We start from the raw sequence: 23494 nt of genomic DNA, 5'->3' as shown, positions 1-23494 counted from the left end.
CGTCGGTTCGGTGTGGCTACACGTTGGGGTGAACCTGTTTGTACCAAGATGGCGTCCGCTTCTCGCGGAAGGCGGTGGTGCCTTCATGGCCTTCCGGCGAGTGGCGCTGGGTCCATCCCTCGTGTGCCAGCATCGAGACCTGCCGATCGTCCAGCAACAGATTGTTTGCGCCTAGAAAACTGCTTTTGGTCATCGTGATCGCCGTTGGGCTGCCCAGCATGATCGCGTCGAGCACGGAGGCTAATTTCGTTTCGGTTTCCGCCTCCGAGACGATTTCATGAATTAAGCCGATACGCTCCGCCTCTCGCGCGTCGAAGCGTTCGCCGGTCAGGGCGTAGCGGCGGGTGTGGCGCAGCCCGATGGCGTTGACCATGTGGGTGGAGATCGGGGTGGGGGCGACGCCGACGCGGATTTCGGTGATGCCGAACAGGGAGTCCGGCGTGGCGAAGGCGACGTCGACGCAGCAGACGATGCCGACCCCGCCGCCGAAACAGGCGCCATGGACCAGGGCGATCGTCGGCTTGGGGAATTCGTTCAGCAACTGCATCGCGCGTGTCGTGGCGATGGAGGCAGCGTAGTTCTCGGCCGGCGGGTAATGGGCGACCTCGCCCAGCCACCTGATGTCGGCACCAGCCTGGAAGTGCTTGCCGGCGCCTCGGATGACGAGGCAGCGGACGGCGGGGTCTTTTGCCAGGGCGGTCAGGCCGTCGATCAGCCCATCCAGCATGGCGGTGTTGTAGGCGTTGCCGACCTCGGGGCGGTTGAGGGTGACGGTGGCGACGCCGTTGGCGTCGGTGGACAGAAGGACAGGGGGCTGGGGCATCGGAAATCCGGTCTGAATGCTGGTGCGGGAGATTGCCGGAGCGGCTGGGGATGGCAAGGGCCGATCTGGCAACCGTGGCGAGCGATGTCGCCGCCGCGGCGCCAGGATGAAACAATGGTCGGAAGGTGTCGCCAGCGCTCGCTTCTTTGTGATTGAATACCGCCGCCGGCCGACTCGGCAAAGCACAGGAGGTTGAAGCAGCGTGGCGCCCCATCGGGACGCGAACCAGGAACCGTCGGTTCGGATAGCCGGAGGCCCGCCTGCTTCGCGTGCCACGCGGGTGGTTCGGCGCCTTGGCTGGCGCCGCGATCTGTCGCTGCGATCCCGGCTGATCCTGCTGGTCATGGCCTGCATCGTGCCGCTGGGCTGCACGGGCCTGGTTCGCCGCTATTTGGATTACCAGGACAAGCGCGAGGCGGTGTACGACGGGTTGCTGACAACCGCCCATGGTACCGCCATCGCGGTCGAGCGGGAGTTGCAGCTTCGCGTGTCGGCGCTGGAGACCCTGGCGTTGTCGCCTGCCCTGCAGGAAGGTGACTGGGGGCAGTTCGACCATCTGGCCGAGACCTTCCTGGCGCGTCAGCCACTCGGTTCCGTGCTCGGTATCGCCGGTCCGGACCTGCGGCGCGTGCGGGTCTATGGATTACCACCGGGCAAGTCTACACCCATGCTGCCCCGCCAGTCGTACGCGGATGGCATTCAGGTCTTCGACAAGCATGGTCCCGTGGTGACCGACATGCATCTCGGCCGGGCCACCGGACGAAGTGGCTTCAGCGTCGATGTTCCGGTGTTTCGCGACGATCGCGTGGTGTACGACCTTTATATCAGATTGCTGCCCGGCGTGATCGCGGACCTGATCGCCCGCCAGCGCCTGCCGCAGGACGGCAGCGTGATGGTGGTCGACGCGGCTGGCGTCATCGCCGCGCGCGTTCCGGAACTGGATCGGTTCGCCGGCACCCCAGTCTCTGCCGCCCTGTGGGACACCATCCGAAGCAACGCGGAAGGGGTGACGCAGGTGGCCGCTGCGAAAGACGTCTTAACGTCGGCGGCCTATACGCATGTCATGCCATTCGGCTGGACGGTGGTTGTCGCCGCGCCGAACGACGTTGTCTTCGGGCCGGTGCGGGAGGCCATCCTGCGGGTGGTCGGGATCGGTGCCGTCGTCCTGGCCATTGCCATGGCGATGGCGATGTGGGTCGCCAAGGGGATCACCCGGCCAATCGAACAACTTCGGCGGTTGGCGATGCAGGATGGCCAGATCGGGCCGGCCGGCCCGTCGGCGACCGGCCTGCCGGAATTCGACATGGTTGCCCTGGCGCTGACGACGGCGGCGGCCGGACGACGGGACTCGGCCAACGCCCTGGCGGAGAGTGAGGCGCGCTTCCGAGCACTGTTCGAGTGGTCGCCCGGCGGCGCGATCCTGCTGGACCCCGACACCACGCGGGTCATCGACAGCAACGCGGTCGCGGCGTCGTATGTGGGCTACTCGATCGAGGAGTTTCGCGGCCGCGCAATCACCGATTTCGCCCTGCAGACAAGTCACGAACGGATCCGGGCGATTTGCCAGTCGGTCGTCGCCGGCCACAGCGCCAGCTACGAAACCCGGGTTCAGGGCAGACTGGGCCCGCGCGACCTGCTGATCGCGGTTGCGCCGGTGCCTGTGAAGGGGCGGACCCTGGTGTTGATCAATCAGATCGACGTCACCAACCTGCGCCGGGCGGAAGCCGGGCTGCGCGTCAACGAGGACCGCCTGGAACTGGCCAGAGAGGGTGCGAACCTGGGCATCTGGGACTGGCATGTGGTGAACGACACGCTGACCTGGAGCGAGCATCAGTGGCGCCTGCATGGGCTGGAGCCGCGGCCCGGCGGTCCAAGCCCCGAACTCTGGCAGCAAACCGTGCATCGGTCCGACCTGCGCCGGGTGCAGGAGGAGCTGCTGGCCGCGCTGAAGTCGCCAGGGCGTTCCTATATGACGGAATACAGCGTGGTTTTGTCTGACGGGTCGCTGCGCCGCCTGCTGGGCCGCGGCCAGACCATTCGCGGGGCCGACGGACGGGCGATCCGCATGGTCGGCATCAACATGGACGTCACGGCGCGATACGAAGCGGAAATGGCTCGTGATCGGCTGATCTCGATGCTGGAAACCGAACGGAGCCGGCTGTCGGAAGTCATCGAGGCGATGCCGATCGGGGTAGGGATCGTCAATGCCGACGGGCGGATCGTCCTGGGCAACGCGCACATGAAACGCCTGATCGGCCCGGTGCTTCCGTCCATGGCGGTCGCGCCGCGCGGCGAATGGATTGCCTACGATCCGGGTGGAAATCCTCTGCCAGCCGAACATTTCCCGATCCAGCGGGCGCTGTATCGGGGCGACACCACGTTGCCGGGGGCGGAGATGCTGTTCCGGGACGCCGACGGCAGCGAGAAATGGTTCAAGGTCGGCAGCGTCCCGTTTCGGCAGGAAGACGGGACCGTTCGGGAAGCCCTGGCCATCTTCCTGGATATCGACGCCGAAAAGCGCCTGCTGGACTTCCAGCAGCAGATCAATGTCCGGCTGGAGCAGCGGGTGCGGGAGGAAATGGCGGCGCGCGAGGCGGCACAGCAGCGGGCCGCCCATGCCGAGAGGATGCATGCGCTGGGTCAGATCGCCGGCGGCATCGCGCATGACTTCAACAACGTGCTGCAGGCCGTCTCGGGTGGCGCAGCGCTGATCGAACGCCGGCCGGACGACGTCGAGCGCGTCCTGCGCAATGTGCGGATGGTGCTGGATGCCGCCAGGCGCGGCGCGGCCATCACCAGCCGGTTGCTGGCGTTTTCCCGCCGCGGCGACCTGCGGGCGGAAAGCGTCGACGTCGCCGCGTTGCTGACCGACATGGCGGAGGTGCTGACCCACACGCTGGGTGGTTCGGTCGTGTGCAAAATCGATGTGCCGGCGGGCATTCCGCCGTTGTTGGCGGATCGCGGGCAATTGGAAACGGTGCTGGTCAACCTGGCCACCAATGCCCGGGACGCGATGCCGTTGGGCGGCACGCTGACCTTGGCCGCCGGGTCGGAAACGGTGTCGCCCGGCTTGCCGCATCCGGCCGGCCTTGCCCCAGGTTACTACGTGCGGATCGTGGTCAGCGATACCGGGGACGGCATGGACCACGCTGTGCTGGCGCGTGTGACCGAACCGTTCTTCACCACCAAGGAGCCAGGCAAGGGCACCGGACTTGGGCTGGCAATGGCAAAGGGCTTCGTCGAACAGAGCGGCGGCAGCCTGTCCATCGACAGTGTGGTCGGCCGGGGCACCCGCATCAGCCTGTGGCTGCCGCGGGCCGCGGGTTCGACGCCGTTTGCGGCGGAAACCATCGCCGCGACAGCGGCCATCGCCAGCAAGCCCCGCGTGCTGCTGGTCGATGACGACGCGATCGTGCGGGAGGTGCTGGCGCTGTCGCTGGAGGACGCGGGCCATGCGGTGCTGCCCGCGGACAGTGGGGCGGCGGCCCTGGTTCGGCTGGCGGCGGGCGAACGCGTGGACATCATCGTTTCCGACCTGACGATGCCGGGGATGGACGGGCTGGCGCTGATCCGCGCGGCGCAGGAACGGCGGCCGGGCCTGCCCGCCGTACTGCTGACGGGATATGCCGGCGATGGTGCCACCCTGGCGGTGGGCGGTGCGATCAGCGGCACATTCTCCCTGTTGCGCAAGCCGGTGACAGGGATGCAACTGGCCGACCGGATCAACGCCCTGCTGATGTCCAGGAAGCAGATCAACCGGGCATAAGGGCGGTCGCGCGTATCTTTGCGGCCGCGATGCGAGCGGGCGAACCGCGACCGAAGCCCATGGCGGACGCCGATCGCGATATCGTTTCGCTCGTTATTGGGCTTGCTTGATCAGATCGTCATATTCACCGCAGACCTTGTCCCAATCGACCGCGCCGCCGCTCGTCATCTGCGTCTGGTAGGACATCATGACCGGCTGCATCTTCGCCATCAACGCCTGCCCCTGGGACGGATCCGCCGCCATCTTCGCCTGAATCAACTGGCTGAGCTGCGCGCCTTTCGCCATCACGTCCTGCTGCGTGCAGGCACGCGCAAATCCAGGTGCAACGGTCAAGGTCGCCAAAGTAACGGCAATGACCATTTTGTTACGATTCATCTCAAGGTATCTCCTCGCGGTCGAGCATGCTCCGTGACCACCAGCACAGCGCCGATGGCTTCAAGGCCGCGTGACGTCTCGATCATACCGCAACAGTTTTGCGTTGCCCGATCACACCTTCGTTGTCATGACGGATTTCGCAACGACGAAATAGTTCTGATAAAGTGACGATAGACCTCGGTGGATCAGGCGAGGTTGGCCAGGATCCCCAGCGCGTTGTGCCGCTCGATCTTGCCCAGAGCGTCCTCGCTCAACCCGAAGGCGCGCAGACCGTTCACCGCGTCCAGCGGCGACGCGGCCGGAAAGTCCGAACCGAACACGATATGATCGACCGGCATCAGCTTGGTCAGCGACGGCATGGTGTACTGATTCCATGCCTGGGCGGTGTCAAAATACAGTTTCTGGATCAGCGGCACCGCTCCGCCGGGTTCGGCCTTCATCAGTTCCGGATCGCCGCTGACCATCCGCGAGAAGCGGAACGTCAGGAACGGAACGGCCCCGCCCCCATGCGAGAAGATAAAGCGGATATCAGGAAACCGAATCGTCGTGTGGTTCATTAGCAGGCTGGCGACCGTGCGAGACGTTTCCGTCCCATACTCCACCACCACGTCAGGCACGCCGGCGACCACGTTGGTGCAACAGGCCGGTTGCAGCGGATGCACGAACACCGTGGCCTTCCGGCGATTGAGTTCCTGCATTACCGGCACGAACGCCGGATCGCCAAGATATTTGGTGCCGTAACTCGTCATCATGCCCACGCCCTGCGCCTTCAGCGTGTCCATGCCATAGGCGATCTCGGCCAGTGTGTTGTCGATATCCGGCAGCGGCAGTGTGGTGAACATGCCGAACCGGCCCTTGTGGTCCGCGACCATACGCGCCTGGTATTCGTTGCAGTCCCTGGCGAGCGCCTTGGCCGCGTCGTAGTCGCCGAAGAACACGCCGGGATCGCTGGTGGACACCACCGCCGTGGCCACCCCGGCGGCATCCATCGCATCCAACGACTTCTGCAACGTCCACGCCTCGTTGAACCCCTGATGGGTCCGGCGCCCCCGCATCATCGCCAGCAACGCGGGGGACGTGTAATGATGATGCACGTCGATCACCGTCGGCTGCGGCGCCGCTCGGGCACCACGCGTCATCGCGGCAACGCCCAGAGCCGCCGCGGCACCCAGAAAGCCGCGGCGATGCAGGCCGCAACCGCACGGCGCCGTGGCATGACCCAATTCAATACGATCCCGTTTGATCAGCACGGCTCTTCCCCTTCGTTTCGTTTTTATTTTGAATTGACGATGATATCGGCGGTCCGGCGATAGTGCTGGACCAGCTTGGTAACCGCATCCTCCACATCGCCGTGGATCGCCGCTTCCATCAGCGCACGATGTTCACCGGCGATGTCGCGTTGCGGATAGATCACCGACATCGCCAGGTTGCGATAGCGGGCGGCGTGGTCCGACAGCAGCGCGCAGAAATCCACCAGCCAGCGCGATGGACAGGTCGCGATCAGCGCCATGTGGAAGGCTCGGTGTGCCTTTTCCCATTCCGGGTTGTCCTTGAACGTTTCGGCAGTGACCGAACGTTCCACCCGCAGCATCCGGTGGCAGGTCAGCACCAGATGCTCCTCCCACGCCACGGTACGATGCGCCAGCGCCTCGCGCAGAGCGATCGGCTCGACCCAGCAGCGCGTGTTGGTCAGTTGCTCCAGCTCCGTCATCGACGCTTCGGCGACGAAGAACCCACGCTGGTCGCGGCGCTGCACGAACCCTTCCATGGCGAGCTGATTCAGCGCCTCGCGGATCGGCGTGCTGGTCACACCGTAGCGCTGGCACAGATGATCGATGCGCAGCTTCCCGGCCGGTGCCAGCTCACCCAGCAGGATATCCTGGCGCAAGGTCGAGTAGATCATGCCGGACCTGGTGGGGGGACTGGCCCCCTTGGTCTTGGATGCGCTGCCGCTCATGACCCGTTGAATTGCAGGATGGACAGACCCGCATTGGTGTCGGTGACATACATCACGCCATTCCGGTCCACGCAGATATCGCAGGATTGCGTCACCGGAACGGCACCCGGCCTGATATCCACCACCCGATCCGGTGCCTGAGGCACGCAGAACCCGATTTCCCTCGGCTGGAACGCATTCGACGTGTCGAACACCCGCACGCCGGCATTATGCCAGGTGGCGAAGATGATGGTCTCGCTCTGGAACAACCCCGGCCGGTTCTCGTGCAGATTGTGCGGCCCGAACTTGCCACCAACCGCACAGTAATTGGCCTCCGTCGGCTGCGGCAGAGTGCTGATCGACACCGGATTACCCGGGTCGCGCACGTCGAAGATCCAGGTATAAGCATGACCCGCCGCGCAATTCGCCGTGGTCGCCTCATCCGCCAACACGACAAGCCCGCGTCCCGGCAACGGCAGTGGCGTATGGCTGCCGCCGGCAAACGGCGGCGACAACAGCCGATGGCTGACCAACTTCGGCGCCACCGGGTCGGTCAGGTCATGCACGGTAAAGCCGCCGTCACGCCAGGCGCCATAGGCCAGATTGCCCGCCAGGATAGCATGATGCAGCGCCCGGCGTTTGCCCTGTTGCCACGTCGGCTCCTCCCCCGCGCCCCGGTTCATTCCCGGCAAAGCCCACGTTCCGACCATCCGCGGCTTGGTCGGGTCAGCCACATCGAACACCGCCATGATATGGTCGGTATAGCCATCGAAATGCGTCGATGCGTAGGCGTAGCGTCCGCCCACCCACCAGATGCGATGCAGACCGATTCCTTCGACCGGGCAGAACCCGATCTCCCGCGGGTTGGCCGGATCGGTCTTCACATCGTAGATGCGCAGCCCGGCCGCGAACCCGCGCTCCCGCTTGGAAAAACTGTCGGCCAGCGGCGCGGAAAAATAATCCTTCTGATCCTGGTACTGCTGCAGCGCCCACATATTGGCGGCGTTCACCGCCAGCATCAGACCGTCGTGCACCTGCAGGTGGCTTGCCCGAGTATTCGGCGGGCAGGCCAGGAAATTCACCACCCTAGGGTTACGCGGATCGGCAACATTCACCACCGAAATGCCGTCGCTAAACATATGCCCGATATAGGCATGGTCGTTATGCACGATGATCTGCACACCGTCGGGCTTGCCACCCTGGTCGGTGTGCCCGAGCACGGAGATGTTGGCGCTGTTGGCGATGGGCGTCATGACGGTCAGACTCCCCAGATCTTGCGGTATTCGTCGCGATATTTGTTGTCCGGATCGAAGCGGTTCTGCGGGCCGCCGTCCTTGCCGACATTGTCCTTGGTCACCAGATGCACCCCCGGAACGTACCCGCTCCATTTGTCGCCCGAAAATGCTCTGTTCAGTTCGTCCACCGCCATCCAGCCGTGCAGGTTCAGCGGCTCCGGCACCGTTGCGACCTGGTATTGGCCGACCCGGATGCGCTGATACGCCGACACGCTGCCGTCGCCGGCCGAAACCAGCGAAATCGAGCCCGCAACAGGGATGTTGGCGGACCGCAGCGACGGCACGGCGAAGTCGAAATACAGATCGTTGATCGCCAGCATCCAGTTGAGCTGGCCGGGGAATCGTTGCAGCAGAGACGATGTCAGCGCCGGCATCCGTTCCGAGCTCTCGGTGATCGGCATGATGTTGAACGACAGCACCTTGCAGGTGGAGCACTGCTCGATCCGCTCCCGGATCGTATCGCCCTTCAGCCGCCCGATGGCGGTTTCGGAATTGCGCATGATGGCGACCTGCGCCTTGCCGTCCGACATGGCGATCGCATAGTTCGCCGCGGTCAGCGCGATCTGTTTGGGCGGGGTGGTAATGTTGGCGAACACCGCCGGGTCCTCGATCGGTCCGGGCGCGGCGCTGGCGTGCCAACCCACAACCTTGATGCCGAGTTGCGTCGCTTGCACCAGCGTCGCCTTCTGCCCCACCGCATCGATGGTCCCCAGGATGATGCCGTCCGGCCGCTGTGCGATCGCCTGCCCGACCCCGCTGGTCTGCATCGGCACCGAGCCCTGGCCGTCGATGATCTTGAAATCCCAGCCGATCGCCTTGGCCGCCTCCTCGACTCCCTTGCCGACCCCCAGCGCCCCGCCATTCCGCTGATCGGAGGAGATGTAGACGATCTTCTTCCCCTTCTGCGCCTTCGGCCCGCTGGTCGGTCCCGTCCAGGTGCTGGCCGGCGCGGCAGCCGTGGCGATACTGCCCTTGGCGTCGGCCAACACGGCGGCGGCCGACGAATCTTGTGCCCAGCCAGAGCGGATCAGCGCCGGCGCGGCGAGCAAGCCGGCCGATCCCAATACGATGTGTCTGCGTTTGATCATGGTGTTTCCCTTTTTCTTGATCAGGTTGTCTTGGTCGGCGGCGCGGCAGCGGGGTCGGGCGGGATGACACGAGCGGCGGCCCTGCTGTCGCGGGACGCCCTCAGGCGGCGACGGGAAGCCCACCCCGCCATGCCCACGGCGACCACCAGCGCGCCGCCGTTGAACAGCGATTCCACGTAGAACTCGCCACCGAGTTGCTCGATGCCGGAAATCCCGACCGCCAGGATCAGCACCGCCACCAGCGTGCCCCACACATTGACCCGCCCCGGCTTCACCGTGGTGGCGCCCAGCAGCGCGCCGACAAAGGCCGGCAACAGGAACTCCTGGCCGACATTGCTCTGGCCCACCTGGATGCGCGCGGCCAGCGCCAGGCTGGCGACGGCGGTCAGCAGCCCGGACACCATGAAGGTGCCGATGACATAGCGGTTCACCCGAATGCCGGTCAGCTCCGCGGTGCGTTCATTGGCGCCGATCACGTAGAGGTACCGGCCGATCGGCAGGAACTCGAAGACGATCCACATCACCACGGCGATGGCCAGCAACAGCAGCGCCGAGAACGGCACGCCGAACACCCTGATCTGATCCAGTGCGGTGAACCCCGCCGGCAGATTTCCGATCAACTGCTGCCCGCCCGTGTACCAGCCGGCGAGACCATAATTGAACGTGCCGACACCCAGCGTCGCGATGAAGCTGTCGATCTTCGCCACCCGCACCAGCAACCCGTTGACCACGCCCATGAACACGCCGAGGGCAAGCACGATGGCGAACACCACGGGCCACGGCAGGTTGTCGTTGACGATCAACCCGATCGCCAGGCTGTGCAGCAGGCTGACATTGAACCCAATCGACAGGTCGAACTGCGCGCACGAAATCACCGCCATCTCGGCCAGCGCCAGGAAAGCCACGATCGCCTTGTCGCTCAGGATCGACTGCACCGTCAGCAGGGTGGGAAACGTCCGCGGCATGATGACCGAGAACAGCAGCGCCAACAGCACCGTCAGCAGCAGCAGTGCCTGGTTCGACATCAGCCTGAACAGCACATGCGATTTGCGTTCAGCCATGCAGCGGCACCCCGGTCGGCGAGGCAACCGCGCCGCCAACATGTGAAATCAGATTGGCGACAGTCAGGTCTGCACGCGGCAACTCGGCCGAGATCACGCCACGATCGAAGATCACCGCCCGATCGCAGATGGCGGCGATCTCCTCCAGGTCGGAGGACACCACGATCACCGCGCCGCCACCCGCGGCATGCTGCACCAGCAGCCCATAGATATCCGCCTTGGCACCGACATCGACCCCCATGGTCGGCTCTTCCAGCACCAGCAGCCGAGACGACCCGCCCAGCCAGCGCGCCAGCACCACTTTCTGCTGGTTGCCACCGGAAAACGTATGGATGGCGGGTTCCGTCACCAGCGGACGAGCACCCACCGCGCGCAGGCGGACATCGGCCAGTTCCACCTCGCGCGCCTGCCGCATCGGCGAAAACGCGCCGCGCCCCTCCACCGCGGGGTTCATGAACAGATTTTCCCGCACCGACAGGATCAGCGCCAGGCTTTCCTCCTGCCGCTTGCTGGACACGAAGGCGATCCCCTCGGCCACCGCATCCGCCGGGCTGCGCGGCGCGATCGGGCAGCCGTCCAGGACGATGCTGCCCGAATCAACCGGCACGATGCCGCAGATGGCACGCCCGACGCTGTCCTGCCCGGCGCCGCGCAGCCCGGCAAAGCCAAGGATTTCACCGGGGTGGACGGAGACGCTGACAGGGCCGGCGTCCTCGGTGCGCAGATCGCGGCACGCCAGCAGTGCGACCGAACGATCCACCGGCGGCCGGTCAGCGAGTCGCTTGGGTGTGCGGCCGACGATCAGTTGCACCAGCTCGGCCGGTGAAGTTTCGCCGATCGCTCGCGTGGCCACACGGAGCCCGTCGCGCATGACCGTGACCCGATCGGCGAGGCGGAAAATCTCGTCCATCCGGTGGCTCACATATACCATGCCCCGGCCGGCGCGACGTAGCCGGTCCAGGACCGCGAACAACCTGGCCACTTCGCTTTCCGGCAGGCTGGCGGTGGGTTCGTCCAGCACGATCACCTCCGCCTCGGTCGCCAGGGCACGTGCGATGGCGACGATGGATTTGTCGGTCTGGGTCAGGTCGACAACGCGCGCCTCGGTGTCCAGCACGCACCCCATCAGATCCAGCGCACGCCGAGCCTGGGTGCGCACGCCGGCCCAGTCCACCAGCCCCCGCTTGCGCGGATACCCGGCGGCGAGCGCGATGTTCTCCGCGACACTCATCCACTCCACCAGTGCAAGGTCCTGATGGATGAAGGCGATCGGCAGCTTGTCGGTGCGCGGATCGACCAGTCGGTCATGCACGCGTATTTCGCCCGCGTCGGCGGGATAAACCCCGGCCAGGACCTTGATCAGAGTGGATTTGCCGGCGCCGTTGCCGCCCAGCAGGGCATGCACCTCACCCGAGGCGACCGCGAAATCGACCTGGTTGACGGCCTGGGTGCCGCCGAAGGTCTTCACGATGTTCGTCATCGCCACGATCGCCGCAGCCATGGCCCGTCCTTCCCCTGGCGATCGTTTTGTTACGACCCGTCGCCGGCAAGGTATCAGGATATATTTTAGCGGCAAGATAGAAAATATGCAGTATCCTGGCGTTCGGGGTCGAATATCGCATGACTGCGGCGGACATGCGTCGGTTTGGCCGTGGCACGTTGGGTCACCGCTGGTGGGTCAATGCTTCAGTGGGTTTTGCATCGGGAAGGAAGAATCCTTACGCAGATAAGAAGTGGATGCACGCGAATGCACGCGGATGCTGATTTGTCTGAACAATCCGTGCTTCCAGCGCCAAGGAGGGTATCAATGGCGTTAAAAAACAAATACTTATGAATATACAGACCCAGTCTCATCCAACCTGCTCGGGATGAGATTTCTACAAAAGGCCCGGCGAGACACTCTGATCCATACGCCACGTAAAACGGAAGTCGGCAAATCGCCGCCGGACCTTGGACGCATACCCAACGGCCTGCGATCCCACGCCATCCGCGTGCATTCGCGTGCATCCCTCCTTATCTGCGTTGGGAGCCTTCCTTGCCGAAACCGCACAGTCTGGCGAAAAGCGTGCCGGCGGCTTCACTCGATTGCCGCCCCCTCTATCTCGCCCAACCCGCCCAGCATTATCCTTCCGATGCCGCCATGACGGCGCACCCAACGCTTCTGCCGTAAGGCGTCAGGCCACATGGCGACCGCCGCCGACCTGTCCATCATCATTCCCACCCTGAACGCCGCCGCCTTCCTGCCCGGAACCCTGGCCGCGCTGGGGGACCATGGCGAGATCATCGTCGTCGACGGCGGCAGTACCGACGGCACCCCCGAACTGGCTATCGCCCTCGGCGCCCGCGTCCTGACCGCCCCGCGCGGCCGAGGCACTCAACTCGCCGCCGGCATCGCCGCCGCGACGCGCCCCTGGCTGCTGCTGCTGCACGCCGACACGCGCCTATCACCCGATTGGCACGCCAAACGCCCCGTTGACACCGCCCACGTCGGCTATTTCCGTTTCGTCCTCGACAGCGACGACCCGCGTGCCCGCCGCCTCGAGCGCCTGGTGGCCTGGCGCAGCCGCGCCCTGGGTCTGCCCTATGGCGACCAGGGCCTGCTGATCCACCGAGACCTGTTGCGCGCCGTCGGCGGCATGCGTCCCCTGCCGCTAATGGAAGATGTCGACCTGATACGCCGCCTCGGCCGCCACCGCCTCGTGCCGCTCGCCGCCGACGCCGTCACCTCGGCGCATAAATGGGAGCGGCAAGGCTACCTGCGCCGCTCCACCCGCAACCTGTTCTGCCTGTCGCTCTGGTTCGCCGGCGTACCACCAGAAAAAATCCAGCGACTATACGGATGAGGGACACCGTCATCGTCTTCGCCCGAGCACCCCGCCTGGGAACGGTGAAGCGCCGCCTGGCCAAGGACATCGGCGACCGAGCCGCGCTTCGCTTCCACATCGCCACGCTGACCGCGTTGCTGCGAGACCTGACCGCCTGCCGCCACTTCGACACCGTGCTGGCCGTCACGCCCGACCGAACGCGCATCCGCCTGCCCGTCAACGTCCAGCACATCGGCCAAGGCCACGGCGACCTCGGTCGCCGCATGACCAAGGCACTCGGCCGGTATCGCCGCGTGGCACTGATGGGCTGCGACATCCCGCAAGCCGGCGCAGCGGACATAAAAACCGCTTTCTGCCGCCTGGGCACCGCCGACGCGGTGTTCGGCCCAGCCACCGACGGCGGCTATTGGTTGATCGCCCTGGGACTCCGCCGTCCCGCCAATCTGTTCGGCACCGTCCGCTGGTCCACCGAACACGCGCTGGCTGACACGCTGAAACAGTTCCGCCACCACCGCGTCAGCTTCATCCGCCGCCTGCCCGACGTCGACACCGCCGCAGACTACCACCGCCACCGCACCTCCCGCCGGGGTAGCCATGCCAGCCCGCCGGCGGCATAGTCGCCCGCACCCGAAACCAAAAGGAAACGCCTGGATGGAGTTGCCGTCGATCGCGCCACCGCCGCATGGCAAGTCGTGGCCCGAGGCCCCGGCCGACGTCGCCGGCATGAACTGGATGTGGCTGGAGGAAGCCGCCCGGTTTGCGACGGAAAACGAAACCCCGTGGCCCAACGACCTGCGCCTTCACCTCGAAGGCGGCTTTTTCGAGCCGCCGCCGTTCAACGAAATCCTCGGCCCGATCCGTCCCCGCGGCCCCGCCAACGGGCTGGTGCTGCGGCGCGGCTTCAAGATCGCGTCCTGGGGCGAGACGGACCAAGCCGATTTCACCTTCTCCGCCGCCAAGAGCTACCTCAGCCTGCTGGCCGGCATCGCGGTGATGGACGGGTTGATCGCCGACCTGGACGAACCGGTCGGCCGCACCGTCGATGACGGCGGTTTCGACAGCCCGCAGAACCGCGGTATCACCTGGCGCCACCTGCTGCAGAACACATCCGAATGGGAAGGCGACCTGTTCGGCAAATCCGACCTGATCGACCGCAACCGCAACCTCGGGCTGGAGGGAAAGGGCCGCAAAGGCGACCCACGTCCACTCAAGGCCCCCGGCACGCACTGGGAATACAACGACGTCCGCGTCAACCGGCTGAGCCTGGCGCTGCTGCGTCGCTTCCGCCGGCCGTTACCGGACGTGTTCGCCGAACGCATCATGGAGCCGATCGGCGCCTCCCACGATTGGTCCTGGTTCGGCTACCGCACCTCCTCGGTCGAGATCGACGGGCGCATGATCGAAAGCGTCTCCGGCGGCACGCACTGGGGCGGCGGCATGCTGATCCATGCCGAGGACCAGGCCCGCATCGGTCTGCTGATGCTGCGCCGGGGTGAGTGGAACGGAAGCCGCATTCTGCCGGAAAGCTGGGTCGTCGAATCATTGCGCCCCTGTGCGCTGAACCCGAATTACGGCCTGCTCTGGTGGCTGAACACCAACGGCAGCCGTTACAAAAGCGGACCGGAGGACAGTTTTTTCGCCTCCGGCGCCGGTGGCAACCTGACCTGGGTGGCACCGAAACAGGAACTGGTCGCGGTCCTGCGCTGGATCGACCCGACCGCGATGGACACGTTTGTCCGTTTGATCATGCAGGCAGTGGAAGAATGACGATTTTCGAAACTATCACCGTCGACTATCCCCAGGAACACACCGTCCTGGTGACCCTGAACCGCCCCGAGGTCGCCAACGCGATGAACACCCAGATGGGCCTGGACCTGCTGGCGGTGTTCGACGGCTTCTGCGCCGCGCCGAACAAGCAGCGTTGCATCGTGCTGACGGGCGCGGGCGCGAAAGCCTTCTGTGGCGGTGGCGACCTGAAGCAGCGCAACGGCATGACCGATGAGCAGTGGCAGGACCAGCACCTGATCTTCGAACGCATGATCCGCGCGGTCGTCGGCTGCCCGGTCCCGATCATCGCCGCGGTGAACGGGGCGGCCTACGCCGGCGGCATGGAAATCTCGCTGTGCTGCGACTTCATCTACGCGTCGGAAAACGTCCGCTTCGCCCTGACCGAGGTCACCCTGGGCATCATGCCCGGCGCCGGCGGCACGCAGAACCTGCCACGCGCTGTGGGCAGCCGCCGAGCCAAGGAAATCCTGCTGACAGGGCGCCCATTCGGCGTCCAGCAGGCGTTCGACTGGGGCATGGTCAACCGGATCTGCAAAGCGGAAACGCTGGTGGCGGAGGCGCTGGAAACCGCCGCGGTGATCGCCGGCAATGCCCCGATCTCCACCCGCCAGATCAAGCAGTCGGTGAACATGGGCCTCAATACCGACCTGCAAACCGGCATGATGTTCGAAATCGAGGCCTACAACCGCATGGTCCCCACCGACGACCGGCGCGAGGGCATCACCGCATTCAACGAAAAGCGCAAGCCGGTGTATAAGGGACGGTAAAGGAGAAAGTCCAATGAACGCGATCAGCGACATCCAGGCCGGCAAGGGCCTGACCCGAGCACTGACGGAACAAGCCCGCGCCCTGCGGTTGCAGGACATTCCGGCAACGGTCCAGTCCTGGGCTCGGCAATGCGTGCTGGACTATATCGGCTGCGGCATCGCCGGTGCGTCCGACGAACTGGTAACGATCCTGCTGGCGGAAATGCAGGAACAGGGTGGCAAAGAGGTCGCCTCGGTGCTGGGTCATGCCGGCCGGCTGCCTGTGGCTTCGGTGGCGATCGTGAACGGGGCGGCGTCGCATGCGCTCGACTTCGACGACGTCAACCTGGCGATGCCGGGCCATCCGTCGGTCGCCATCCTGCCGGCGTTGCTGGCGTTGGCTGAGGAACGTGGTTCGTCCGGCGCCGACGTGCTGACGGCGTTCGTTGCCGGATACGAATTGCAGTGCCGGATCGGCCGGACGATCTCGCCCGGTCATTACGATGTGCTGGGCTTCCATGCCACCGCCACGGTCGGCAGCTTCGGCGCCGCCGCCGCGTGCGCGCACCTGCTTGGCCTGGACGCCGACCGTTTCGCCACCGCACTCGGTATCGCCGGCACCCAGGCGGCCGGCCTGAAATCGATGTTCGGCACGATGTGCAAGCCACTGCACGCGGGCAAGGCATCGTATCACGGGCTGATGGCGGCGAAACTCGCGGCCCGAGGCTTCACCTCCCGCACCGACGTGATCGAGTGCGGCCAGGGCTTCGCCCGCACCCACAGCCCCGACTTCAATCCGGAGAAAGCGTTCGATACGCCGCCGAACGGCTGGTGGATCGCCAACAATCTCTTCAAATACCACGCGTCGTGCTACATGACTCATGCCGCGATCGAATCGGCCCGCAAGTTGCGGGAACAGCATGGCTTCGCACCCGACCAGGTAGAACGGATCAACGTCCAGCTCGAGGAAGCCTGCGACCGCGTCTGCAACATTCCCGAACCGAAGACCGGCCTGGAAGCGAAATTCTCCCTGCGCCTGACCACGGCGATGGGGCTGGCCGGCCTGGATACCAGCCGCCTGTCCACCTACTCGGCCGAGGTTGCCGCTGACCCGGTGCTAGTCGGCCTGCGTGATAAAGTGTCGTTCGATTTCCGCACCGGTATCCCGAATACGTTCACCGAGATCGAGTTGTCGTTGCGCGATGGCTCCAAACTGACCGCGCGGCATGATTCGGGCGTGCCGGCCGCCGACGTGGCGCACCAGGGTACGCGATTGGAGTCAAAGTTCGCCGCGCTGGTCGATCCTGTCCTAGGCACGGAGAAAACCGCCCGCCTGATCGCCGATATCGGGCGTCTGGACTCGTTACCGGAAGTGTCGGGACTGCTGCGGATGTGCGGCGGGTAAAGCCGCCTGCGCAAGGAAGAAAATGGAAGTTGCTTCGCCGGATTTGCGGCTGTTGCCTTTAGGCAGTTAGCGCTCGGTGAGCGACTTCTTTGTTTTCAGTGGATTTTCTGGCAGGATACTTATTCACAAGGCTGCCACCCCCAATAATCCAACTTGCCGATCTCAATACCCTTATGGCGGAGCAGGCCATGGGCCGTTGCGACATGGAAATAGAGATCGGGCATGGCGAAGGCGGTGGCCCAGTAGGGCATCAAGGGCGTTGTCGGTAGGCGGGATCGACAGCAAACACCCACATCGGACGCGCGATGCTTTGTATTCGCGGTTCTGTCGCGAAAGTGGCGGAGAGGCAGGGATTCGAACCCTGGGTACCCGCAAAGGCACAACGGTTTTCGAGACCGCCCCGATCGACCGCTCTGGCACCTCTCCAGTGACACAAGCGCAAGCGCTTGTCGCGTCGGAGGCGTGACCTAGCCGGTTACACCCCCCTTATGCAAGCGCCAGAAACACGTCGCGGCGGTTTGGCGCGCATTTTTAAGATCAATTGATCCCGCCGACGGGGGATCCATACCCGAGCCGGCCGCGCCCCTTGCCCAAGCTGCGCCGTGGTGGATTAATGCCGTCGAACCAGACCGTTTGGGGGAAATATGACGAAATTCAACTGGGAACACATCCATCTGCGCTCGCCCGATCCCGAGGCGACCGCGGTATGGTACCAGGACAAGCTGGGCGCCGAGGTCATCAGATCCAACCAGGCCGATGGGTCGACGCGCATCGATCTCAACCTTGCCGGCCAGAAGATATTCATCGCCAAGGCCCAGCCGGGGAAGGCTGGTGAGGCGCCGTCATCGCCGTATTTCGGGCTGGACCATTTCGGACTGACTGTCCCCGACATCAAGGCGGCGGTCACCGAACTGAAGGCGAAAGGCGTGCACTTCACGATGGATGTGACGGTCAACCGACCGGGCGTGCAGATTGCATTCCTGACCGCGCCCGAGAACGTGTCGATCGAGCTGATCCAGCGGGGCTAATCTGCCGTCATCAGCGCGCGGATCGCTTTCAGGTCCCGCACGAAGGCGGCGTATTCGCGGGCCTTGGCTGCCTCGTCCGGCACACGCAACAGGAACGACGGGTGGACCGTGACGAAGACGGTCTGCCCGTCGGGCATCTGGATCGGCCGGCCCCGTTCCCGCCCGATCGTCACCGCTCGGCCCAGCAGGCTGCGTGCCGCCGATCCGCCCATCGCCACCAGAAACCGGGGCCGCACATGCGTGCGTTCCACATCCAGCCAGAAGCGGCATGCCTGGATTTCCGGCACCTCCGGCGTCTGGTGAATCCGGCGCTTGCCGCGCGGCGTGAACTTGAAGTGCTTGACGGCATTGGTGACGTAGACCGTTCGGCGGTCGATGCCGGCTTCCTCCATCGCCCGATCCATCATCTGGCCCGCGGGGCCGACGAACGGACGCCCGATGACGTCCTCCTGGTCGCCTGGTTGCTCGCCGACGAACATGACCGATGCATCCGCGGGTCCTTCACCGAAAACGACCTGTGTCGCCGGTTCGTACAGCGGGCATCGGCGACAGGCCGACGCCTCCCTTGCCGAACGCAGTACTGCCCGATCGGGCGTGGCGTGCAGGACAACCGAGCCCAGGGCAGGCAGGTCGGGTGACCGGGGCGCTTCGTCCACCGCCTCGGCTTCGGGAACCGAGACATCTTCCGTCGCCTGTTCGAGCAGCGTGTCTCGGTGGCGTTCCCACCAGGCCTGCAGCGCTTCGTCGTCCTCGGCGTGGCGCAGGCCGGAGCCAAACAGCAGCGACGTGCCGTCCCAGTGTGCGGCCCCGTCCGGTGTCACGATCGACAGCGTCAGGTCGGGGAACCGCCGCACGATCAGTTGGGCGTTCGCTTGCAGCACGAAATGGGCCGGTTCGAACCAGCCGAGGAAGCGCGTTCCGCCGTCCTCGGGCACCGCCAGGAACCGCATGTTGGTGCGCATGCGATGGGCATCGGCCCGGACCGTCAGCGCCATCCGTCTGGCCAGCGACAGGTCGGGGTCGCTATTGTCCTCCAGCAATTTCTCGCCGGCGTTGACCCGCCATACCAGGCTGTAGAGCAGCCCGAAGCGTTCGGCGTCGCGCGCCTGGATCGCCTGTGACGCCAGCGACACCAGCGCTCGCGGCACATGGAAGCTGCCGGTCGCGTCGGGCAGGGGGGCGGTTTTGCCGCCAACCGCCCAGGTCAGCGCGTCCGGCTCGACGCCGGTCAGGACAAGGGCGCGCGCTGCCTGGCGCCAGCCTTCCCAGTCCGTCTCGCTCTTGAGCACGATCCGTTGCATACGAAGCAGCAAACTCCAGGATGGCTGGCTTTCCAAGCCCGCGGTTCAAACTATGTTGGGTAGCTTATGGTCCGGTCATTATGGCATTCGGCTTGGGGGCTGCTGGTGGCAGCCAATCTGTTCTGGGCGGGCAATATCGTGCTCGCGCGCGGGCTGGCCGGGCAGGTTCCACCAGTGGCGCTGGCGTATTGGCGGTGGACCGGCGCGTTCGTAATCGCGGTCGGCTTCGCGTGGCCCCGCCTGAAGACCGATCTGCCGGTGATGCTGCGGCACTGGAAGATGATGCTGGTGCTGTCGGCGACCGGCATCGCGTCCTACAACACGATGTCCTACATCGGTCTGACCAGCACGACAGCGCTGAATGTGCTGCTGCTGCAATCGGCGACGCCGCTGATCATCATCGTCTGGGCCTACATGCTGTTCCGCGAAACGCCGACGACCCGGCAGGCGTTGGGCGTGTTGGTGTCGCTGGCGGGCGTCGCCGCCATCGCCGGGCATGGGTCGTGGGAGGCGCTGGCGCATCTGCGCCTGAACCGCGGCGACATCTGGGTCCTGGTCGCCCTGGTGATCTACAGTTTTTACTGCGTGACGCTGCGCAAGCGGCCGCAGGTGCATCCATTGAGCTTCCTTGTGGCCGCGATGGGTCTGGGATCGCTGATGATGCTGCCGTTCATGCTGTGGGAGTTTGCCGCCGGCGCTCGTATTCATGGCGGCCTGCCGTCATATCTGGGGATCGCCTATACCGCCGTGCTGCCGTCCTTCATCGCCTACCTGTTCTTCAATCGCGGGGTCGAGTTGATCGGCGCCGGCCCGGCGGGGCAGTCCATGCATCTGATGCCGCTGTTCGGCAGCATATTGGCCGTGTTTTTCCTGCATGAGCAATTCCGCACCTACCATGCCTTTGGGATCGCGCTGATCGCAGCGGGGATCGTGCTGGCCTCATTTAGAACGGCACGGCGCCCTCGGGCGCTTCCGAACCCCACCCCAACGTGAACGGATTGACGCCTCCGGCTGCTTGATCACAGCTTGGCTGATGTCGACCTGAAACCTTGGACCCCGGGGGCGGAGATGCGGCGATTGGCTATGGTCATTGGAACTGTCACTGCTTTGGCGGCCGGCGTGGTTGCGCGAGCGGACGCAGCGCCATCGCAAGGTAATGACTCCGGTTCACCACCGGTTGCTGCCCCAACTCCGTCGCAAAGCGCTGTCCCCGGTTCGCCGCCGGTTGCTGTCCCGACTCCGTCGCAAAGTGCAGTTCCGGCTTCACCGCCGGTCGCTGCCCCGGCTCCGTCGCAAAGTGCTGTCCCCAGTTCACCGCCGGCTGCTGTACCGACTCCGTCGCAAGGTGCTGTTCCGGCTTCGCCTCCGGCTACTGCCCAGGCTCCGTCGCAAAGTGCTGTCCCCAGTTCACCGCCGGTTGCCGCCCCGGCTCCGTTGCAAGGTGCGGTCCCGGCGGCTTCGCCCCCGGTTGCTGCCAAGACCCCGCTGCGAAGCTCCATCCAATCCGTGGCGCCCGAGATCGCGGAGGCGATTCTCGGGCAACGCGTGACCGATCCGAAAGGCAAGGAAATCGGGCGGTTGGTCGATGTGCTCGTGGATGCAAACGGCGAACCGCAGGCCGCCGTTATCGATTTCGGCGGCTTCATGGGTGTCGGCAACCGCAAGGTCGCCGTGCATTGGAGTGTCCTTCGCTTCAATCCCGGGGACCCGAAGCACAAGGTTTCGCTGGAGATGACCCCCGATCAGATCAAGGCAGCCCCCGAGTTCCTGGATTCCAACAAGGCGGCGCCCGTCGTCACGCCCGCGGACATCGTTCCAATCGCGCATTAACCATATGGCCCAACGTTTTGCTTTCCCGCGCCTCGGAGCAAACCGAGCCCTCGATCTGGTCAATTTCTTCGTGGCGGATGTGCAGACGGGGTTCGGTCCATTTGTCGCCGTCTATCTGACCACGCATAAATGGACGCAGATCGAGATCGGTTATGCCCTGACATTAGGCACCATGACGTCGCTGATCAGCCAGCTTCCGGCAGGTGCGCTGGTGGACTCGATGCGCAACAAGCGGACGGCCGCATCTTGGGCGCTGATCGGCATCATCGTCGCCGCGCTGCTGTTGGCGCTGCGGCCGAACCAACTGCCGGTGCTGGTTGCACAGATGCTGCATGGCATCGCCAGTTGCGTGATCACCCCGGCGATCGCGGCGATCAGCCTTCATTTGGTCGGTCATGCCGGGCTGGGGGAGCGGCTGGGGCGAAACGCCCGTTTTGGGTCGATCGGCAATGGCCTCGCCGCCGCCGTCATGGGGGTGACGGGCGCGTATTTCTCGTCGCGGTTCGTGTTCTTCCTGACCGCCGCGCTGTGCGTTCCCGCATTGGTCGCGCTGTGGTCGATCGGGGCGGGCGCCCATGCGCGGGCGCAGACCACCAGCCGGATGATGGATATCGCCGGCCTGAAGCGACTGCTGTCCGATCGCCGGCTGCTGATCTTCGCCGTTTGCGTGATGCTGTTCCACCTGTCCAACACCGCGATGCTGCCGCTGGCCGGGTCGGAGGTGACCATGCGTGCCGGGCATTTCGCCAATCTGATCATCGCCGCGTGCATCGTGGTGCCGCAATGCGTCGTAGCGCTGATGTCGCCATGGGTGGGACGAGCAGCGCAGGCGGTTGGCCGAAAGCGGCTTCTGCTGCTGGGTTGGGGGGCGTTGCCGCTGCGTGGGCTGTTGCTGGCGGTACTGCCGGGTGCATGGCCGCTGGTGATGGGTCAAGCCATCAGCGGGGTCAGCGCCGCCGCGTTCGGCGTGCTTCTGCCACTGCTGGCCGCCGACCTCACGATCGGGACGGCGCATTTCAATCTGTGTATCGGGATTCTGGCGCTGGCGATGTATGTCGGGGCGGCAACCAGCACGACCCTGTCGGGTGCCATCGCCGACGGCGTCGGGATGCAGGCGGCGTTCATCGTCCTCGCCGCGGTCGGTGCGGTCGGTACCTTGGTGATTTGGCTGGCCATGCCGGAGACACGGCCAGCCAAGGACGAGCGCTAGTCCGCCAGTTCGGGGATGACCCACAGCGGTTTGTCGCCCCGAATGACACGCTGGCAATTGTCGAAGGCATTGCGGAAGCGGGAGAACTGGGTGTCGTAGGTTGGCCCGGCCAAATGCGCGGTCAGGACGACGTTGGGCAGCGAAAACAGTGGATTGTTCGGCGGCGGCGGTTCCTGGTCGAAGACGTCGAGGCCGGCGGCGGCGATGGTGCCGTTGGTCAAGGCCTCGATCAGCGCGGGTTCGTCGACTACCGGACCGCGGCAGGTGTTGATCAGGTAGGCACTGGGCTTCATCAGCTTCAACTGCTCGGTGCTGATCATATGCTTGGTTGCTTTGCTCAGCGGCACATGCAGCGACACGATGTCGGAGGTGCGGAGCAATTCTTCCAGGAGGGCGAAGCGGACGCCGAGTTCGTCGGCCTGCCCCTCCGTCAGGCGGGCAACATCGTAGTACTGCACATCGACGCCGAATGCCTTGGCCAGCTTGGCGGTCTTCTTGCCGATGGTGCCCAGGCCGACGATGCCCACCGTCTTGCCCTTCAGTTCATACAGCTTGACGTCGTCGACGTTGTTGCCGCGCCAGCGCCCAGCCGAGACGTTGGCGTGCTGCCAGACCAGGCGACGAGAGACGGCGAGCATCAGCAGGATCGCGTGTTCGGCGACCGCGGTGGAGTTGGCGCCGCCGTTGTTGCAGATCGGCACGCCGGCGCGGCGGGCGGCTTCAATGTCGCAGCGGTCATAGCCGGCGGACAGAAGCTGGACCAGCTTCAGATTCGGGGCGGATTTGTAGAAAGCGTCGTCCATCGTGCCGTCGCCGAAGCCGACAAGGCAGACGGCATCGGTCAGCGCATCGTTGAATTCCGGGCTGCCATGGCGGGCGATCACCGCGTCGAGGCTGGGTGGCAGCAACTCCTGGGCGATGCTGATTTCGTTCAATGGATTGTCCGCGATGATGATCCTGGCCATAGGCTTCCCCTGATTGCGTTGAGGACGACAGCCTAGACCGGTTCGCTTCATC

The 23494-nt window shown here is 65.1% G+C and carries 21 protein-coding genes and 1 tRNA gene; 10 read left to right on the top strand and 12 right to left on the bottom strand.

Features of this window, described 5'->3' with window-relative positions:
* Positions 1–16: 16 nt before the first annotated feature.
* The gene (locus GSQ89_RS02690; protein WP_158921744.1) at positions 17–823 is read right to left on the bottom strand and encodes an enoyl-CoA hydratase-related protein; all 807 of its coding nucleotides are present in this window, start codon (positions 821–823) and stop codon (positions 17–19) included.
* A gap of 202 nt (positions 824–1025) precedes the next feature.
* Here GSQ89_RS02690 and GSQ89_RS02685 point away from each other — a divergent pair, with 202 nt between their 5' ends.
* Positions 1026–4589: a PAS domain S-box protein gene (locus tag GSQ89_RS02685; RefSeq protein ID WP_158921742.1), complete on the top strand. Its 3564-nt coding sequence runs from the start codon at positions 1026–1028 to the stop codon at positions 4587–4589.
* A gap of 93 nt (positions 4590–4682) precedes the next feature.
* Here GSQ89_RS02685 and GSQ89_RS02680 read toward each other — a convergent pair whose 3' ends face one another.
* From GSQ89_RS02680 to GSQ89_RS02650, 7 genes are all read right to left on the bottom strand, one after another.
* A complete protein-coding gene (locus tag GSQ89_RS02680) occupies positions 4683–4964 on the bottom strand; it encodes a hypothetical protein (RefSeq protein WP_158921740.1) in 282 nt (93 codons plus the stop codon).
* Positions 4965–5149: 185 nt separating this feature from the next.
* Positions 5150–6214, bottom strand: coding sequence for an amidohydrolase family protein (locus tag GSQ89_RS02675; protein WP_158921738.1), 1065 nt, complete (start codon positions 6212–6214; stop codon positions 5150–5152).
* Between the two features lie 23 nt (positions 6215–6237).
* Positions 6238–6921 (bottom strand): GntR family transcriptional regulator, encoded by a 684-nt coding sequence (locus GSQ89_RS02670; RefSeq protein WP_158921736.1) that lies wholly within the window; start codon positions 6919–6921, stop codon positions 6238–6240.
* Positions 6918–8153: an LVIVD repeat-containing protein gene (locus GSQ89_RS02665; RefSeq protein WP_158921734.1), complete on the bottom strand. Its 1236-nt coding sequence runs from the start codon at positions 8151–8153 to the stop codon at positions 6918–6920. The genes GSQ89_RS02670 and GSQ89_RS02665 overlap by 4 nt, the downstream gene beginning before the upstream one ends.
* Before the next feature lie 5 nt (positions 8154–8158).
* Positions 8159–9283 (bottom strand): substrate-binding domain-containing protein, encoded by a 1125-nt coding sequence (locus GSQ89_RS02660; protein ID WP_158921732.1) that lies wholly within the window; start codon positions 9281–9283, stop codon positions 8159–8161.
* 20 nt (positions 9284–9303) lie between these two features.
* On the bottom strand, positions 9304–10344 hold the full coding sequence (locus tag GSQ89_RS02655) for an ABC transporter permease (RefSeq protein WP_254073045.1): 1041 nt from the start codon (positions 10342–10344) through the stop codon (positions 9304–9306).
* On the bottom strand, positions 10337–11845 hold the full coding sequence (locus tag GSQ89_RS02650; protein WP_158921728.1) for a sugar ABC transporter ATP-binding protein: 1509 nt from the start codon (positions 11843–11845) through the stop codon (positions 10337–10339). The genes GSQ89_RS02655 and GSQ89_RS02650 overlap by 8 nt, the downstream gene beginning before the upstream one ends.
* 682 nt (positions 11846–12527) lie before the next feature.
* On the opposite strand from GSQ89_RS02650, the gene GSQ89_RS02645 reads away from it, so the two are divergent.
* The 5 genes from GSQ89_RS02645 to GSQ89_RS02625 are packed head-to-tail and all read left to right on the top strand — an operon-like array spanning position 12528 to position 17108.
* Positions 12528–13187, top strand: coding sequence for a TIGR04283 family arsenosugar biosynthesis glycosyltransferase (locus GSQ89_RS02645; RefSeq protein WP_158921726.1), 660 nt, complete (start codon positions 12528–12530; stop codon positions 13185–13187).
* On the top strand, positions 13184–13786 hold the full coding sequence (locus tag GSQ89_RS02640) for a TIGR04282 family arsenosugar biosynthesis glycosyltransferase (RefSeq protein ID WP_158921724.1): 603 nt from the start codon (positions 13184–13186) through the stop codon (positions 13784–13786). The genes GSQ89_RS02645 and GSQ89_RS02640 overlap by 4 nt, the downstream gene beginning before the upstream one ends.
* 34 nt (positions 13787–13820) lie before the next feature.
* Positions 13821–14936, top strand: coding sequence for a serine hydrolase (locus tag GSQ89_RS02635; RefSeq protein ID WP_216855976.1), 1116 nt, complete (start codon positions 13821–13823; stop codon positions 14934–14936).
* The gene (locus GSQ89_RS02630; RefSeq protein WP_158921722.1) at positions 14933–15724 is read left to right on the top strand and encodes an enoyl-CoA hydratase-related protein; all 792 of its coding nucleotides are present in this window, start codon (positions 14933–14935) and stop codon (positions 15722–15724) included. The genes GSQ89_RS02635 and GSQ89_RS02630 overlap by 4 nt, the downstream gene beginning before the upstream one ends.
* Before the next feature lie 13 nt (positions 15725–15737).
* Positions 15738–17108: an MmgE/PrpD family protein gene (locus GSQ89_RS02625; RefSeq protein ID WP_158921720.1), complete on the top strand. Its 1371-nt coding sequence runs from the start codon at positions 15738–15740 to the stop codon at positions 17106–17108.
* 119 nt (positions 17109–17227) lie between these two features.
* Here the strand turns inward: GSQ89_RS02625 and GSQ89_RS39985 are convergent, their stop codons facing one another.
* Together GSQ89_RS39985 and GSQ89_RS02615 are read right to left on the bottom strand one after the other, a co-directional pair.
* Entirely contained in the window at positions 17228–17359 is a 132-nt protein-coding gene (locus GSQ89_RS39985; protein ID WP_158921718.1) for a DUF1993 family protein, read from the bottom strand.
* An 85-nt stretch (positions 17360–17444) separates the two neighbouring features.
* Positions 17445–17534: transfer RNA gene (locus GSQ89_RS02615), tRNA-Ser, on the bottom strand.
* A 218-nt stretch (positions 17535–17752) separates the two neighbouring features.
* Between GSQ89_RS02615 and GSQ89_RS02610 the strand changes: the two genes are divergently transcribed.
* The gene (locus GSQ89_RS02610) at positions 17753–18136 is read left to right on the top strand and encodes a VOC family protein (protein WP_158921716.1); all 384 of its coding nucleotides are present in this window, start codon (positions 17753–17755) and stop codon (positions 18134–18136) included.
* On the opposite strand, the gene GSQ89_RS02605 is transcribed toward GSQ89_RS02610, so the two are convergent.
* Positions 18133–19437: a UdgX family uracil-DNA binding protein gene (locus GSQ89_RS02605; RefSeq protein ID WP_158921714.1), complete on the bottom strand. Its 1305-nt coding sequence runs from the start codon at positions 19435–19437 to the stop codon at positions 18133–18135. The genes GSQ89_RS02610 and GSQ89_RS02605 overlap by 4 nt on opposite strands.
* Positions 19438–19542: 105 nt before the next feature.
* On the opposite strand from GSQ89_RS02605, the gene GSQ89_RS02600 reads away from it, so the two are divergent.
* From GSQ89_RS02600 to GSQ89_RS02590, 3 genes are all read left to right on the top strand, one after another.
* Positions 19543–20430, top strand: a complete 888-nt coding sequence (locus tag GSQ89_RS02600; RefSeq protein ID WP_158921712.1) for a DMT family transporter — start codon at positions 19543–19545, stop codon at positions 20428–20430.
* A gap of 513 nt (positions 20431–20943) precedes the next feature.
* Positions 20944–21267 (top strand): PRC-barrel domain-containing protein, encoded by a 324-nt coding sequence (locus GSQ89_RS02595; RefSeq protein ID WP_158921710.1) that lies wholly within the window; start codon positions 20944–20946, stop codon positions 21265–21267.
* Between the two features lie 4 nt (positions 21268–21271).
* On the top strand, positions 21272–22477 hold the full coding sequence (locus GSQ89_RS02590) for an MFS transporter (RefSeq protein WP_158921708.1): 1206 nt from the start codon (positions 21272–21274) through the stop codon (positions 22475–22477).
* On the opposite strand, the gene GSQ89_RS02585 is transcribed toward GSQ89_RS02590, so the two are convergent.
* Positions 22474–23442, bottom strand: coding sequence for a 2-hydroxyacid dehydrogenase (locus GSQ89_RS02585; protein ID WP_158921706.1), 969 nt, complete (start codon positions 23440–23442; stop codon positions 22474–22476). The genes GSQ89_RS02590 and GSQ89_RS02585 overlap by 4 nt on opposite strands.
* Positions 23443–23494: the final 52 nt, after the last annotated feature.

The organism is Acidisphaera sp. S103 (assembly GCF_009765975.1).
Taxonomy (GTDB): domain Bacteria; phylum Pseudomonadota; class Alphaproteobacteria; order Acetobacterales; family Acetobacteraceae; genus Rhodopila.
This window is presented reverse-complemented; position numbering and strand designations above follow the sequence as displayed.